A 15,832-nucleotide genomic window follows, 5' to 3' on the forward strand; every position below is an offset into this window, starting at 1 on the left:
TCACATCAACTACCGTTGTCCAACTCACCGTTTAAATGTTCCCGACATAAACGGCATTTACTACTTCCCTATAGCTCAATGCGAACCTACATTCAATCTACACCTTAACGGTTCTTTGCTGATAGGCACGCCACGAGTCAAAACTAAATAATACCAAGGCAGACCAGACAAAACCGAAGGTAATCAATCGGTCTTCATCCAATGGCTCGCCATATAAAAACACCGCCAGTAAGAACATGATACTTGGGCCGATATATTGGAAAAAACCCAAGGTAGAGTACTGAATACGTCTGGCTGCGGCGGTAAAGCATAACAACGGCGCTGTGGTGACTATGCCTGCGGCGATAAGGATAAGATTGCTGTCTATTGAATTGCTCAGCATGTTACTGGCTGGTGAGGCCATCAACCACCAGAATGCGAGAGCAAAAGGTAACATCATTAAACTCTCGACATACAATCCGGGGATGGACTCCACCGCCACTTTTTTGCGCAACAGCCCATAAACACCAAAACTACCGGCTAATACCAAGGCAATCCAGGGCAGCTTGCCAAATGAAATCACGAGAATCGAAACGCCAACCACTGCCATGATAACTGCCACTTGTTGTAGCCGCCGCAATTTTTCGCCAAGGAAAATGCGACCTAAAAAGACATTCAATAGCGGATTAATGTAGTAGCCTAGACTGGCATCCAAAAGGTGATCATTGTTCACTGCCCAGATAAACAACAACCAGTTACCCGCCAGTAGTAAGCCAGATATCAGCAAGGTGCCCAAGACTTTGGGGTTTTTGAAGGCGCTCAGAACTTTTTGGTTCTGTCGTAACACCAGAATCAATATCAATAAAATCAGCACAGACCAAACGATACGGTGCTGTAAGATCTCCAGGGCAGGCATTTCCAGTAAGAGTTTGAAATACATGGGAGCAAAGCCCCACATGCTATAGGCAGCGATAGCCAGCAGTACACCAGCTTTGGTTTGATCTTTATTCATGGTAAGTGCCATTAGCATTGAATGGCGGTCAATATATAGCTAATTCAAATAATGAAAAGTTTTCTATGCTTATTTCTGATAACTAAATCGACTATAAGCCGTAGCAGAAAATTTGCGATGGGTAAAAATATTTCTTGAAATTGTGCAAGAAATCACCCATATTCATTTTTCCTCATTTTAGATGTCAACAGATTCAGGCTAGCTTGACTATTCTTTGTGCATCTCAATAACTGTGTGGTTGAAGGAAATAGCGATGCAAATAAATGATACGGAATCAAAAATCTCCCTGAGTACCTTAGATGTCCTTTTTTGGATGTTAGATGATTCGCACCTGAAGAACTTGCAAGAAAAAAGCACCAAAGTATTAACGGCAGCATTTGGTACTATTGAAGAAGCGCGTAAGTACCGCTCAGAAGCAGAAGCCCAGCAGTTTACGCTGTCTCATATTTGCTCTAATGGCACCAGTGTAAGAAGCATTCCCCAAGCGGTTTAGATACCAGCAGATTAAAGTTTCCCGCTAAATGGTCAGCGTAATAGCTGGCCATTTTTTATTTTGGATACTAACCAGATAACGCCTGTGATAAAGGTGATAAAGGTGAATAACGCCATGCTATTTAGCAACAGGTGATTGAAACCACCCGTGTTGAAATAATCCATAAAGTGCAGTTTGAACATCCACTGGTGAAAACGTGAGTTTTGGTTTTCGTGGCGGATCACTTTGCGTGTGATTGTGTGTACATAAACACTGGTTTGGCGTTCGTCGTCAAAGTCGACTCGCCAAACGGGATTGCGTTGTTTGCCGTTATTGGATTCACCACCCGGCTGCTTAGCCGTATCAATAATTTTGCCAGGACCTGAATAACTTTCGAGGGCTATTTTTTGGGCTTCTTCAGCATTCAGGGGACTCATAATCGCACCTGTAAACCCATCGAAACTGAGGCTTTGCATTGGCTGGTATTGATGAAAGTTTTGATTAAAGTGAGCCAGATAAAAACATCCTGATGTTGTTGCAATCAGTTCTACTTTGTTTGCACCTGGTAGTTTCGTGATCTCTGCTAAACCCACTAAGTTATTTTTGCAACCAGGCTCTGTGGCCGGCTTGTAGTAATGGTTGCTGTCATGCCAATGACTATTTACCAGATTAAAATAAAGGCCAGTACTCACCCAGATAAGTACCTGCAGTGCAACGATTGTGGCAATCCAGCCATGTAAAAAGCGGCTCATCTTCTCAACCTTTGAGTAAATCTGATGCGGATAAAGTGGATGCTTAAAAACAAACCTGTGAGTACCATTAATAGCGCTAAAGAGGTCATTATTGTAAGTAGTGAGTTGGCAACGTTTTCTCCCTCAATATCGAGAATATGTAAACGCCAGAAGACATCAAACAAGCGCCAGCCGTTATGACGTTTAGTGACGATGTCTCCGGTGTGTGGATGGAGATAAAGTGTAGATGACTGCCAATCATCAAACTGAACTTGCCATACAGGAATATGCCTTGCAGCCAACTCAGATGGAGCATTTTGAGTGAGCAAGGAAACGTCTCTGATTTCTGCATTCCCGGTGAAGCGAGCGCGGGCTATTGTGGTTATTTCCTCTTTTGTAAGCTCGGGTCGCTGTTTACCTGTAATGCCATTAATAACATGCCAACTAATATTGCCTTGGGTATCGGTTGTGAGGAATTGCAGGTGGGGCTCACCTAAAAGGGTTTTTAAGGTTAATTGTTTAGCAGTGGGATATTGGCGCAGTACATCGGCAAAGTCGATAACCAGGGGGGGAGACAGTTTCAGCGGTGGTGGCGAAGTGACGAGGTCCTCACCGTGGATAGCATGTATATCAAACAGGCTAAAATACAAGCCGGAAAGACTCCAGATAAGTAGTTGCAGCCCCACCATCAGAGATAAATACTTGTGCCAGCGCCGTTGATATTTGGTTTTGATAAATCCCACCTTGTTGTCCTGATACTCCCTGTTAGATTACAAATTTGTAATGTTGTTGTAATCTGCCTATGTGAACCCCTTTGTCGACGCTAACAAAAATACACAACCTATTGATATTTAATAAATAAATTAATTTATTAAGTTTCTATATTGGTGCTTTAAATCTGTTTTTCAGCGATTTCCCTCTTTGATCTAAGGCAAATTTCTACCCGTAGCCAGTCAGTGTTTTCGAGTGAGTTTTTTACATTAACCGGAATTCAAAGAAAGAGGATACTGCCATGAGGGGAGTTGTAAAACCATTACTTATCGCTGTTTTTGCATCTTTGTTGTTTGCTTGTTCAGATAGCGATAACAAGTTGCCAGAAGTAGAACCACCCACGACACCACCGGATCCACAAACCACGGATCCCTTTATTCGAGTAACGCATGCGTCACCGGATGCGCCCGCGGTGGATATTCTGGCCAATGGCGAGGTTTTAGCTGATCTGACGTCAGTAGATTATCAGGTGTCTTCCGGTTGGATTTCAGTCCCTGATGCTACCTATGACGTGCAGGTAGAGGCGCTATTGCCTGGCGATACATCGATAACGGCCATTGATGCCTCCTTAACACTGGAAGATGATAAAACTTATGACGTGGTTGCCATAGACACCACGGCGAACATCATGCCTCTGGTGATTGAAAATGATTTGGCTGATGTGACCGAAGGTAACGTACGTTTACAGGTGGTCCATGCTGCACCAGCAGCACCTATGGTTGACGTATATGTAACTGCACCTGATGCGGACATCGCTGCAGCACAACCTGTCGCTACCGCGTCATTTATGGATTACACCGGACAGGTTGAAGTACCTGCTGGTGATTATCAAATCCGAATTGCAGCCGCAGGTACCGAGACGGTGGTATTTGACTCGGGCAGTTTAAGCCTGGCAGCAGGAGCTGATTTACTGGTTCTGGCTACCGAAAATGTCGGTGCGGGAGAATCTCCCGTGACGTTATTAGTGGCCGATGGCACCAGTTCATTCCTCGTCTGGGATGCGTCTGCTGGAGCAGATCTACGTGTGGTACATGCCGTCGCTGATGCACCAGCGGTTGATGTTATTGCTAATAACGAAGCTGTGTTGGTGGAAAATGCCCCATTTCTCGCCGCAACCGAATATCTAAATGTATCGGCGACGGATTACTTAATCGACGTCGCGGCGACTGGAGGCGGAGCCACTGTAATTGATGATGCCGCGGTAACTCTTGCGCAAGGTCAAACCTACACAGCCATTGCCAACAGCGAGTTGGCCAGCATAGGATTGGATCTGGTGATGGATACGCCTCGTCGTATAGCAACTGCGGCACAGGTGCGAATTTTCCATGCCTCTCCTGGCGCAGGCGATGTGGACATTTACGTGACTGCTGATGGTGACATTGATAATGCCGAGCCCGCATTTTCTGCTGTGCCATTCACTTCGCCTATGTTGGCTGAGACTGGCTATGTGCAGCTGGCCGCCGGCGATTATTTTGTTACGGTTACTGTCGCAGGTACTAAAACTGCAGCGCTAGAAACCGGTATGTTGTCGCTTGCAGCAGGTAACATCTACACCGCTATTGCGGTGGATGCCGCTGGTGGTGGTTTACCTCCACAGCTGATTCTGTTGGATGATTTTTAATCGCTAAAGGTTTAGTAACCAACCTTGGCCCGGTTCGCCGGGCTTTTTTGCGTCAGCTGAATTGTGATTACTCAGCCAAGGGGATCCTACCGACCGGCGCGAATCCCTTTATTACTTGTGACTCAGGCGCGATTTTAAACAGATCGCCATTGAGTCCGGTTAATTGTGTCGGTACATGGCATTCCTTAGCAATTTGGGCGTTGCGCGCCATGTGTGCGGCTTCACCATGGGTGGGGATGGCTATTTGTGGTTGCAAAGCTTTGTAAAAGTGGCGCAATTCTTCTTCGTTGGGGTGACCTGAGGCATGTACCGGAACATCACTGCTTTCGGCTTGAACAACCACAATGTTGCGGGCTTTAAGCTTATTAACCAGGCGCTCTATTTTGAGTTCGTTATCGGGAATAATGACCGAACTGAATATTACCGTGTCCCCTTTGTCCAGATCCATTTGCCGGTAGTAGCCATCAGCCATGCGGTTTAGTACTGCTCGTTCCTCTCCCTGACTGCCGGTAACCGCTACCAGCACCTCATCGGACGGCAGGTAACCCACAGTATTGGGATCCTGAATAGTGAGTTCTTCAGGCCAATGGCCGGTGAGTCGTGCTACCGCTACTGTGTTTTCCAGTGCTCTACCCAATAGGGCAAAGTAGCGCCCAGTTTCATTGGCGATACGCGCCAGTGAAATCAGTCGGGCAATATTGGTACTAAAACAAGCCACTGCCACCCGGCCTTGGGCTTTCGCGATATGAGCCTTAAGCCCCGCGTAGCAATCGTGCTCCGACAGTGAATAACCGGGTTTTAAAGCATTGGTGGAATCACACACTGTCGCCAGGAAGTTGTATCTGGTTAGTCTTCTTAGGGCATTGGGGGTGAGTGGTTTACCCAGTACCGGCTTGTTATCCAGTTTCCAGTCTGCGCTGTGGAATATACTACCGGCTTGGGTTTTCAGGGAAAGACCAAATGGCTCGGGCAATGAGTGATTCATGGCATGCCACTGCACCTCAAATGGCCCTATGTGATGAATTTCAGATTCTGTGACTTCGTGGATTACTGGCAGACGCTTTTCCCCCTCCCGCTGAAATTTGCGCCGCAGTATTTCTGCGGTAAAGGGAGTGGTGTAGACGTCAGCTTTAAAGCGACGCCATAAGCGAGCAAGGGCACCGATGTGATCTTCATGGGCATGGGTGATCACAATACCGCAAAGCTGTTCTTTGCGTTTGCTGATAAAGCCCGGATCAGCGGCCACAATATCAAACTTGTGTGGCTGCTGCTCATCAATTTTAGCATCGAACGTAATGCCACAATCCACCATTAACCAGGCACCGTCATGACCGTATAAATTCAGGTTCATGCCGATTTCACCCGTGCCGCCCAAAGGCAAAAACCACAAATCTTGGGCTCCAGGCGTGTGTTTTATGTGGTTCTTATAGATAACTTTCTCCGGAATAAAAACTGCTTATTGCAATAACTACAACATATAGGTGGCGGTACCAAAGGCGATATGGGTGTTTTGCTCGTTGTGCAATTCCATACGGCACACAGCCACTTTATTGCCTTTGCGGATCATCTGGGCGGTGGCAGTAAACTGCTCGCCCTTTCCGGGACGTAAATAATCCACTCGCATATCGATGGTGCCAATGCGGGCCACTCGCTGATTAAATTCTTGCGCAGTAAGATTGTCCAGGTCTTTGGCCACATACAGCATGGCCATTAAGCCGCCCACGGTATCCAAAATTGCCGCAGTGACTCCACCGTGCAGAATTTTCTGATAGGGATTACCCATCAGGCTGTCCTGCCAGTTAAGCGTAATGGTGGCTTTTTCGAAATTGTCTCTGTGCACGTTTAAGCCTAAAAAGCGGTTAAAAGGCAGTTGTTGGTCAAAAACATCCATGACCAAATCCATCATGTCCTTTTGCGATAATTTTGCTTCTTGCATAAGGTTTCCTGGGTTTTTAGATGATTAGCGGCGCAAAAACTTTTAAACTAGCGACTCATTGCGAGTGCGTTGTCGCGAAGCCGTTGAAACGCATAACCAAAACAATAACCAGCAGATTACACGAAACCATTTTGAATTCTAGTAGCCAGGCCCTATCTCAAGCGGAATCAAGCGACATTGGGGCGCAGAAAATTCTTGAAACTGTATTCGGATATCGCGATTTTCGCGAGGGTCAGCAGGCCATAATCGACAATACCCTAGCGGGACAAAACTGTTTGGTACTGATGCCCACTGGTGGCGGCAAATCTCTGTGCTACCAAATTCCTGCGTTATTGAGCTCGGGCGTTACCATTGTGGTATCGCCACTGCTTTCGTTGATCAGAGATCAGATCGATTCTCTTGCTGCTATGGGGATAGCCGCGGAGTGTTTTAATTCCACACAAACGCCGCAACAGCAAATGCAGGCGGTACAAAATCTGACAAGTGGACATAGCCGCTTATTGTATGTTTCCCCTGAAAAGCTCATGCAAGTGCATTTTCTTGATTCCTTGAGTCAGTTAAATATTAGTTTGATTGCCATTGATGAAGCCCACTGTGTTTCGCATTGGGGGCATGACTTTCGGCCGGAATATCGACAACTGGGACAGCTAAAACAGGTTTTTCCAGATACTCCCGTAATGGCGCTGACTGCAACCGCTGATATCGCTACCCGCTCAGATATTTTGGTGCAATTAGGTATCCAGGATGCTTTTGTCCATCGCGGTAGCTTTGATCGTCCCAACATTCGTTATCTGTTAACACAAAAGTTTAAACCGCTGCAGCAATTATTAAAGTACCTGGAGCAACAAGACGGCAGTGGCATTGTTTATTGTAATAGCCGTAACAAAGTGGACACCTTAACGGAGCAGCTGTGCCGTCATGGCATCAAAACGGTGGCCTACCATGCGGGGAAAGACAGCGACGAGCGAGAGTGGGCGCAAGGCCAGTTTTTGCAGGATAAAGTTGAGGTTATCGTGGCTACGGTAGCCTTTGGCATGGGCATCAATAAACCCAATGTGCGTTTTGTAGTGCACTATGATTTGCCTCGCAGTATTGAATCTTACTATCAGGAAACCGGGCGAGCAGGCAGGGATGGCATGCCTGCTGAAGCGCTTTTACTGTTTGATGAAAAAGAGGTGGCCCGCAATAAAGACTGGATAGCGCAATCAGAAAACCCGCAGCGAAGAGAGTTGGAACTCAATAAATTTCAGGCATTGGTGGCCTTTGCCGAAGCGCAAACTTGCCGCCGTCAGGTTTTGCTGAATTACTTTTCTGAATTCAGCGACAAAGCTTGTGGAAACTGTGATATTTGTCTGGATCCGCCAAAGCGTTTCGATGCTACAGAAGAGGCACAAAAAGTACTGTCTACCATTTTGCGCTTGCAACAACAGGTACCCGCCAAATCTGTGATTGACGTATTGCGAGGCAAAAAGCTCAAAGATATGCCTGCTGAATGGTTTGAACTATCGGTGTACGGAATTGGCCAAAAGCAAACTGATGCCTGGTGGTGGAACCTGATATATCAGCTCATCCATCAGGGGATCATTCGTCAGGACGTTACACAAAACCTGGCACTCAAACTCACCCAAGCGGCTCGTCCAGTGCTAAAGGCAGAATACGTGCTTACACTTGCGGTGCCCAGGCTTAACCTGTCCTTTGATAAAACTCAAAAAGTGGATGCCAAAAATTATGATCGCAAACTCTTTGCCTTGCTGAAGAACTTGCGCAAGCGCATTGCGGAGCAGGACGATGTGCCACCTTATGTGGTGTTTAACGATGCAACACTGGCAGAGATGGCGCAATGGCAACCAGAGACGCAAAACGAGCTGTTACAGATTAATGGTGTGGGCCACACCAAATTAAAAAAGTATGGCGAGCCTTTTCTGCAACTGCTAAAAGAATACACTGCTTGATAATTCAGTGCCTGAACGGTCCTCAAGCAAAGTCGTATTGACCGCCTTTCTCTATCCCGCGTTTATAAGCTTCTCGCTGATGGATTCTGTCAACCCAGGCACGAATCGTCGGGTAGTCATCACAGAGTCCACGAGCAACCGCTGCTTCAAGAGGAAAGCTCATCTGAATATCGGCACCAGTGAGTCGGTTTGCAGCGAACCAGGCATTTAATCTTAAATGTGTTTCAACAAAGGCCAGTTGTCTGGTGATGTTGGGCATGATAAAGCTTTTGTTTACCTTGTTGACAATAGCACTGGCGATGGGTTTAACAAAAAACGGTTGGGCGTTTTCTTTAATTTTTTGCATCACGAGTTTTAATAGTAATGGTGGCATCATGCTGCCTTCAGCAAAATGTAACCAATATTGGTAGTGTAAGTGATTGGCACAACTTTCTGGAGGACGCATATCGTCATTGCTGTACACGCGCCCAAGGTACTCGACTATGGCTCCGGATTCCGCAATGGTATGTTCACCATCGGTGAGCACAGGAGATTTACCCAGAGGGTGCACCTTTTTTAACGACTCAGGGGCCAGCATGGTTTTTTTGTCGCGCTCATAAAATTGAATTTCATAGTCCAAACCTAACTCTTCGAGCATCCATAGAATACGTTGGGAACGAGAGTTGTTGAGGTGATGTACGGTGATCATCAAAATTTCCTGTTAGTGTTTGCTTTTTAGATACAGTGTTTTGATTAAAACGGACCATTACTTTTATTTAATATCTGCCAAACCGCATTGGCGAATCCGGGTAATGCCCTCAGGGAGAATTGCATTTCATAAGTTTCAGACGCTATGCGTTTAACTGAGCAATGTTCATTTAAATAACTGGACGGGGTTTGGTAAACAATAATGGGGCAATCAGGGGGAGCTTTAAGCTGTAATTGCTCAAGTCTGGAGCGGTTAACTAAAAAGGCAGCGTATTGCAATTTTTGAGTTTTTTTATCATCACCATTCCAGTGTTGAACTTCAAAACCGCCAGTTGTCACGAGATTGAGCGTTAAAGCTTCACGCAATGAATTATCTGGCTCTATCAAGCACAGTAGCATTTTGGTTCAGGAAAGTTTGAACAACGGTCTGGCCGACACCAGACCGAATTCTTGTTTTAGGTAACTAGCCGCCGGCAGGCAAGCTAGAGAAATAGGCCGCGAGATTGGCTATATCTTCATCAGAGAGAGGCGCTGCCATAGGGTTCATCACCGGGTTTTTGCGTAAGCCATCGCGATAGGCTTTAATGGCATCCACAAGATACAGTTCTTTTTGACCCGCCAGGTTGGGGTAGTTGGGGATCATGGAAATACCATTGGCGCCATGACAGGCCGCACAGGTTGCTGCTTTAGCCTTGCCCTTCGCCAGGTCGCCCGCAGCCAGGCTCAGGTGAGAAGTAGCGGACAGAACCGCAAAAACTAAAAGGCTTTTCAGTGCTTTTTGCATTGTTGAGTATCCTAAGTTAATGAAAATAAGTGGGATGTTCTTAAGCATAGCAAGTCTTTTATGCTGTGCTGACGAATGTAGATCAAATTATCGGCGGATTTTTCGCGAATGCGAGATCAAAACTATGACAATTCCAGACGGTGTCAAAAAGCTGCTAGTATTGCTGCAAGTTTTTTAACTGAATCAAGCTCAACCCCATGAACTCTCATTTTACTAATCAATTTGCTCAGCAATTGAATGGGCTTTGCTCCCCTGTCTTACCCCAAACTATTCATGGCATTAAGCTAGCTTTGGTGAATCAGCCATTAGCAAACGAGTTCGGCTTGCAGGCATTGTTTAACGATGAAGCACATTGCCTGGCGCAAATCTTTAGTGCCGGAGGGGCTCTGCACGATAATGCGGTTGCCCAAAAATACGGTGGCCATCAGTTCGGTCACTGGAACCCCGATTTAGGTGATGGACGTGGTTTATTACTGGCTGAGGTGACTGACAAAAAGGGAGGGTGGCAGGATTTACACTTGAAGGGGGCAGGGCAAACACCTTACAGCCGTTTAGGTGATGGACGGGCCGTGTTGCGCTCGACATTGCGGGAGTATCTCGCCAGTGAAGCGCTGCATCATCTTGGTATTCCTTCTTCCAGGGCTTTGTGTTTGTTTACCAGTTCTCACCCGGTTCAGCGGGAAGAGCTGGAAAGCGCAGCCATGCTTATCAGGAGCGCACCCAGCCATATTCGTTTTGGTCATTTCGAATACTTTTTCCATACGCAGCAAAAAGACAAGTTACAACAGTTATTCGATTTTGTATTTAAAACCTATTTTCCATCGTTGTGTAACAGTGAACTGCGTTATGCCGATCTCCTGCAACGAATTGTGATAGATACCGCGAGGTTGATAGCCAGGTGGCAGGCTTACGGCTTTTGCCATGGAGTGATGAATACTGACAATATGTCGATTCACGGTATTACCTTCGATTATGGACCCTATGGGTTTTTGGACAACTTCCAACCGGATTTTGTCTGTAATCATTCCGATTCGGCCGGGCGGTATGCATTTGATCAACAGCCCGGCGTTGCGCTGTGGAATCTGAATGCTCTGGCGTACGCCTTTTCGGATCACCTGGAGGAAGCAGAAATAGCTGAGATTCTGTCGCAATTCGAGCCGACGTTGTTACAGGAATACAGCCGCTTAATGGCCTCCCGATTTGGTTTCCTGGCCATGGACCAACATCAAAACGGCTTGTTAAACGAATACATGCAGCAAATGGAAAAGGAACAAAGAGATTTTAATCTCAGCTTCAGGATACTCAATTCTGTAACAGGATCCGGAGCGAACCAACCCTTTTTAAACCACTTCATTGATCAACAGTGGGCGGCTAATTGGTTAACTCAGTACCTTGAACAGGTAAACAATCAGGATGAGGCCGAACAAGACCGTCATGCCCGCATGAATAAGGTGAATCCGATTTATGTGCTGCGCAACTACCTCGCGCAGCGTGCCATTGAGCATGCAGAGCAAGGAGATTTTAGCTTCTCCGAGAAATTACTGGCGGCATTAAGGGCTCCATTCGACGAGAAGCCAGAGTATCAGGAATTTAGCAAAGCCCCGCCAGCAACAGCTCAGTGCGTCGCCTTGTCCTGCAGTAGTTGATGTCGTTAGAGGGGATCAGTATGCACAAAGAATTGGATTACCATTGGGCTTCTGCTGAAAATGGATTACATCAGAGACTTAATGAACTGCAGCTCAATAGTGAATTACAAATTAGAAGCAGGGAAATTGGTGCCGACCGCGAGCAATTTTTTTTAGCCTGCAACGGCTTGGATTATCTACTGTTTATTGAGCATATATCCGAATCTGCGTGGATTGAACCAATCGCTGCTAAGGATTTGGAAAAGTTACAGTTTTTTTACACTTTGTTGTGTTGCGAGCAGTCAGAATGACGCGATTATGCTATTCTCAACACCATGCTAACGACATGTTGATTTTGGATATCTTCTGAAGACGCTAATATTTCTCTTTCTGCTACCCTTCTTCGTACTTGGATTTGCCCGGGCAGAGACTGAGGTATTGGTGCTGGACGAGGAAAATCCACATGTTAATCTCATTCCTTACGTACGTTATCAGTTAACCGATGATCAAGCACAGTTGTCTGATATCAAAGGTGCATCAGGAGATTGGCTAACAACCGAATTGCCCAAGGTCTTGGGTAAAGAGCAAAGTCTTTGGGGTAAAGTCGCGATCAGCTACGAGTCACTGGAACGCGCGCGCTACACACTCATCATCAACAATCCTAACTTGAACTATGTGGATATTTTTGTTCTGGATCAGCTAGGGCGTATAGTGCACTTCGCCAATATCGGTGCTAATCGCCCTTTCAGTAATCGCCCCTTTAATTATCGGGAGTTTGCTCTGCCATTTGACCTGGATTATGGCCAGACTTTTGACATTTTGTTTCGCATCAAAGATGACGGCCCCTTGGTGTTCAACATCAATCTTTGGAAAAGTACGGCACTGATTAAACAGGAAACCCGTAACCTGGCATTGATAGGTGCATTTACCGGGGCTTTATTGATATTGGGCACCTATTTCCTGGTCACTTATTTAATGCTGCATAGCCCGGTGCGGTTTTGGTTTGCCATTTCCAACTTTGTGTTCTTGATCCTGTTTTTGAACAACGAAGGCGTAATTGGGCAGGTGACTGGGTTTACCTCCTATATAGTGCCTGTGTCATTGGGATTGGTCGCTATATCCGTGTATTGCGCGGTTAAAGTGTCTTACGCCATGTTGATTGGCATGCCGGGTTACTGGCGACTGGTAAACTATTTGTGCGCCATTGCCTTTGTTGTTATTGCCTTTTGGCCAGATGCCTATTTCCAGATTGTCATGGCTGCCGGTTTGGGGGCTGCCGTAATCTTATTACAGCTATTTCTGGCTATCTTTTATCGCAATCCCTTTAATAGCCTTCCCAATAAAGTCTACATAACGGGTTGGTTAGCCATTAGTTTAACCACCTTGGTTCATACTGTTTTATTTATTGATGGCCAGGTGATGAATACCGGCTCTAATTTGGGTTTCAATCTTCTCATCTTACTGGGTGTTATTTGTATTGCTGTGGCGGTTGAAGCCCATGAAAAAGTATTGATACATCGTCAATACGAACAGCAGAAAAGCACGATTGCGGATCTGCAGCGTTTTTACGATTTTTTTCGCAACTCAGCCGAAGGGTTGTTCAGCACTACCCAAGACGGACAATTGATTTCAGTGAATCCAGCAATGTGTCAATTGTTTGGTTATCAGAATGAGCGTCATCTGCTACAAGAGGTGCGCCATGCAGCCCAATTCTATGCCAACAAGGATGACCGGGATATCATTATCGGGCAGTTGATTAAAGAAGGTAGCTGCCTGGAAAAGGAAGTTAAAGGGATCCGTCGTGATGGTTCTGAGTTTTGGTTTTCCATTTCAGTGCAAATGCGTGAAGAAGATGGTACCAAACTACTATTTGGCTCGATTGTAGATATTACCGAGCGCAAACAATCGGATATCAGTTTACGCTACATGGCGACGCATGACTCTCTTACTGGTATATACAATCGTCGTCATTTTGAGGGGCAATTGTCTGAAGCTTTGTCTGCCATGTCTTCGGAGCCACAAGAATTAACATTGCTTTATCTGGATCTGGATCAGTTCAAGATAGTTAACGATTCCTGTGGCCACAAAGCCGGTGACGTATTGATCAAGCAGCTCGCGCAGAAGCTCAACGATGTTGTGATGAACCGAGGCATTTTAGGGCGCATGGGAGGCGACGAGTTTGCCGTATTGTTACGCGGCGATGAAGCCGTGTCCGGTTATATGGTAGCGAAAAAATTATTGAATGCGGTGCAGGAATATCGATTTATCTGGGACAACCGCATGTTCACTCTTGGTGTTAGTATTGGTTTGGTGGAATATCGCAAAGAGATTCACAGTGCCGAGCAGCTTATGAGCATGGCTGATTCCGCCTGTTATCTGGCTAAGCAACAAGGGCGCAATCAGATTCACGTGTATTCTAGTGAAGATGCCAAAATGCAGCGTTATGAAGCCGATTTGGACTCCATTACCCTGATCAATCGCGCACTGGAAGAAAATCGTTTTATCTTGCACTACCAACACTACTTACCTTTGCAAAAAGCAAAAGCGGGTCATCAGTATGAAATTTTGTTGCGCATACTCGGAGACGATGGCACCACCATTCCCCCTGCGGCGTTTTTGCCAGCCGCGGAGCGATATAATCTCAGTACCAAAATCGATAAATGGGTGGTGGAGCACTTTTTGCTGTGGCTTGCCAATAATCCAGAACATCTGGCACAACTAACACAAGCGAATATCAATCTATGCGGACTTTCTCTGGGCGATAAAGATTTGAAGCTGTATTTTCTCAATGCTTTTGAAAAATTCAGCATACCCTACGAGAAGATCTGTTTTGAGATCACGGAAAGCACCGCCATTGTAAAAATGGAAGAAACCCTGGATTTCATCAACACCTTTAGAAAACTCGGTTGTAAGTTTGCTCTGGATGATTTCGGTATTGGGTTTTCATCTTATGAGCATTTGAAAAAACTCCCTGTAGACTACGTTAAAATCGATGGCAGTTTTGTTAAAGATATATTGGTAGATCCCATCGATATGGCCATGGTTTGCTCCATGAAAGATGTGGCTAAAGCCATGGGAATCGGTACGGTGGCTGAATATGTTGAGTCGTCTGAAATCATGGCTGAACTAGGCAAAATAGGGGTAGATTTCGCCCAAGGCTATGGTGTTGCTATGCCAGAGGCACTGGATAGCTTTAAAAGTTATAATGATGAAACTTGAATTTTACCCGTGTCGGCAACATATCGGGTCTACTTAGAAACTGAATTTATACACTATGTCGCAATTGCTCCCTAAATTTCAATTTGTCAGCTCAGCAAAACTACCTACTCGATTTGGTCAGTTCCAGATCCATGGCTTTGTTGATACGGCAAGCCATCAGGAGCACGTCGCCCTTTCTTATGGTGAATGGAGCGAAGACGATATTGTGCCCATTCGCATCCATTCCGAATGCCTGACCGGTGATTCGTTGTTTTCCACGCGTTGTGATTGTGGTTTTCAGCTTGAAAAAGCACTCGCTAATATCGTTACCGAAGGCAAAGGCGTTCTGTTGTATTTGCGACAGGAAGGTCGTGGCATCGGTTTGCTCAATAAAATCAAAGCCTACAACCTACAAGATCAAGGTCTGGATACAGTTGAAGCCAATGAGCACTTGGGTTTCGATGCGGATTTACGGGAGTATGACATCTGTAAAGTGATGCTCGATACCCTAAAAGTCCATAAAGTCAGGCTAATGACCAACAACCCCAAGAAGATAGCAGCCCTTAAAGGTTTGGGTATTGAGATCACGGAACGTGTGCCTATCGATCACGGTATTACTGAAGACAATAAACAGTACCTGCAAACCAAAACTCAAAAGCTGGGCCACGCGTTCGATCCTCACTTGTTGAAATAGCTTTCTTCAAAATCGGCATTCACTACGCCCCTGTAGCTCGCCGTTTAAATGTTCCCGACAAAAACGGCATTCACTACGTCCTTGTAGCTCGCCGTTTAAATGTTCCCGACATAAGCGGCATTCACTGCATCCCTGTATTGTAGGTCCTGCTTTAGCACCATGGATGGTGTGTATGTCTTTTTTGCAGGGAGCAAAAAAAGACGAGTTCGACAAGGTTGTTAGATTCACTCCCTTTGTCCGACTAAAGTCGAACCTACAATAACCCTCTGTTTTTATTGATTTTCTCAAAAAAGCTCAAAAAACCTTCAAGGTTTTTTTTGAAATAACGATAACCCTAAGTGAGAGAGCCAGTGACAATCACTTAATAAAA

At 45.7% G+C, this 15,832-nt stretch carries 15 protein-coding genes; 7 read left to right on the forward strand and 8 right to left on the reverse strand.

The window, feature by feature from the left end; translation table 11 throughout:
* Positions 1-97 precede the first annotated feature (97 nt).
* On the reverse strand, positions 98-991 hold the full coding sequence (gene rarD, locus ACXAGP_RS21935) for an EamA family transporter RarD (protein WP_475263932.1): 894 nt from the start codon (positions 989-991) through the stop codon (positions 98-100).
* Between the two features lie 253 nt (positions 992-1,244).
* Between rarD and ACXAGP_RS21940 the strand changes: the two genes are divergently transcribed.
* Positions 1,245-1,484, forward strand: coding sequence for a hypothetical protein (locus ACXAGP_RS21940; RefSeq protein WP_475263933.1), 240 nt, complete (start codon positions 1,245-1,247; stop codon positions 1,482-1,484).
* A 32-nt stretch (positions 1,485-1,516) separates the two neighbouring features.
* Here the strand turns inward: ACXAGP_RS21940 and ACXAGP_RS21945 are convergent, their stop codons facing one another.
* Both ACXAGP_RS21945 and ACXAGP_RS21950 read right to left on the reverse strand, forming a co-directional pair.
* Positions 1,517-2,215 (reverse strand): hypothetical protein, encoded by a 699-nt coding sequence (locus ACXAGP_RS21945; RefSeq protein ID WP_475263934.1) that lies wholly within the window; start codon positions 2,213-2,215, stop codon positions 1,517-1,519.
* A complete protein-coding gene (locus ACXAGP_RS21950; RefSeq protein WP_475263936.1) occupies positions 2,212-2,937 on the reverse strand; it encodes a PepSY domain-containing protein in 726 nt (241 codons plus the stop codon). Before ACXAGP_RS21950 ends, ACXAGP_RS21945 begins: the two co-directional genes overlap by 4 nt.
* Before the next feature lie 269 nt (positions 2,938-3,206).
* On the opposite strand from ACXAGP_RS21950, the gene ACXAGP_RS21955 reads away from it, so the two are divergent.
* A complete protein-coding gene (locus ACXAGP_RS21955) occupies positions 3,207-4,586 on the forward strand; it encodes a DUF4397 domain-containing protein (protein WP_475263937.1) in 1,380 nt (459 codons plus the stop codon).
* Between the two features lie 67 nt (positions 4,587-4,653).
* Here the strand turns inward: ACXAGP_RS21955 and ACXAGP_RS21960 are convergent, their stop codons facing one another.
* Positions 4,654-5,937 carry a ribonuclease J gene (locus ACXAGP_RS21960; protein WP_475263948.1) on the reverse strand — a complete coding sequence of 428 codons (1,284 nt, stop codon included), beginning with the start codon at positions 5,935-5,937 and terminating at the stop codon, positions 4,654-4,656.
* Between the two features lie 117 nt (positions 5,938-6,054).
* Positions 6,055-6,522 (reverse strand): thioesterase family protein, encoded by a 468-nt coding sequence (locus ACXAGP_RS21965; protein WP_475263938.1) that lies wholly within the window; start codon positions 6,520-6,522, stop codon positions 6,055-6,057.
* 131 nt (positions 6,523-6,653) lie between these two features.
* On the opposite strand from ACXAGP_RS21965, the gene recQ reads away from it, so the two are divergent.
* Positions 6,654-8,474: a DNA helicase RecQ gene (gene recQ, locus ACXAGP_RS21970; protein WP_475263939.1), complete on the forward strand. Its 1,821-nt coding sequence runs from the start codon at positions 6,654-6,656 to the stop codon at positions 8,472-8,474.
* Between the two features lie 22 nt (positions 8,475-8,496).
* Here the strand turns inward: recQ and ACXAGP_RS21975 are convergent, their stop codons facing one another.
* From ACXAGP_RS21975 to ACXAGP_RS21985, 3 genes are all read right to left on the reverse strand, one after another.
* Positions 8,497-9,162 (reverse strand): glutathione S-transferase, encoded by a 666-nt coding sequence (locus tag ACXAGP_RS21975; RefSeq protein ID WP_475263940.1) that lies wholly within the window; start codon positions 9,160-9,162, stop codon positions 8,497-8,499.
* Positions 9,163-9,206: 44 nt separating this feature from the next.
* Entirely contained in the window at positions 9,207-9,560 is a 354-nt protein-coding gene (locus ACXAGP_RS21980; RefSeq protein WP_475263941.1) for a hypothetical protein, read from the reverse strand.
* A 64-nt stretch (positions 9,561-9,624) separates the two neighbouring features.
* Positions 9,625-9,945: a c-type cytochrome gene (locus tag ACXAGP_RS21985; RefSeq protein WP_475263942.1), complete on the reverse strand. Its 321-nt coding sequence runs from the start codon at positions 9,943-9,945 to the stop codon at positions 9,625-9,627.
* 197 nt (positions 9,946-10,142) lie between these two features.
* Here ACXAGP_RS21985 and ACXAGP_RS21990 point away from each other — a divergent pair, with 197 nt between their 5' ends.
* The 4 genes from ACXAGP_RS21990 (at position 10,143) to ribA (ending at position 15,462) form a co-directional block, all read left to right on the forward strand.
* A complete protein-coding gene (locus ACXAGP_RS21990; RefSeq protein WP_475263944.1) occupies positions 10,143-11,591 on the forward strand; it encodes a protein adenylyltransferase SelO in 1,449 nt (482 codons plus the stop codon).
* A gap of 20 nt (positions 11,592-11,611) precedes the next feature.
* A complete protein-coding gene (locus ACXAGP_RS21995; RefSeq protein WP_475263945.1) occupies positions 11,612-11,881 on the forward strand; it encodes a DUF3630 family protein in 270 nt (89 codons plus the stop codon).
* Between the two features lie 130 nt (positions 11,882-12,011).
* Positions 12,012-14,789, forward strand: coding sequence for an EAL domain-containing protein (locus ACXAGP_RS22000; protein WP_475263946.1), 2,778 nt, complete (start codon positions 12,012-12,014; stop codon positions 14,787-14,789).
* A gap of 55 nt (positions 14,790-14,844) precedes the next feature.
* Positions 14,845-15,462 (forward strand): GTP cyclohydrolase II, encoded by a 618-nt coding sequence (gene ribA, locus ACXAGP_RS22005; RefSeq protein WP_475263947.1) that lies wholly within the window; start codon positions 14,845-14,847, stop codon positions 15,460-15,462.
* The last annotated feature ends 370 nt before the right edge of the window (positions 15,463-15,832 follow it).

The organism is Planctobacterium sp. AWM4_229 (assembly GCF_056160305.1).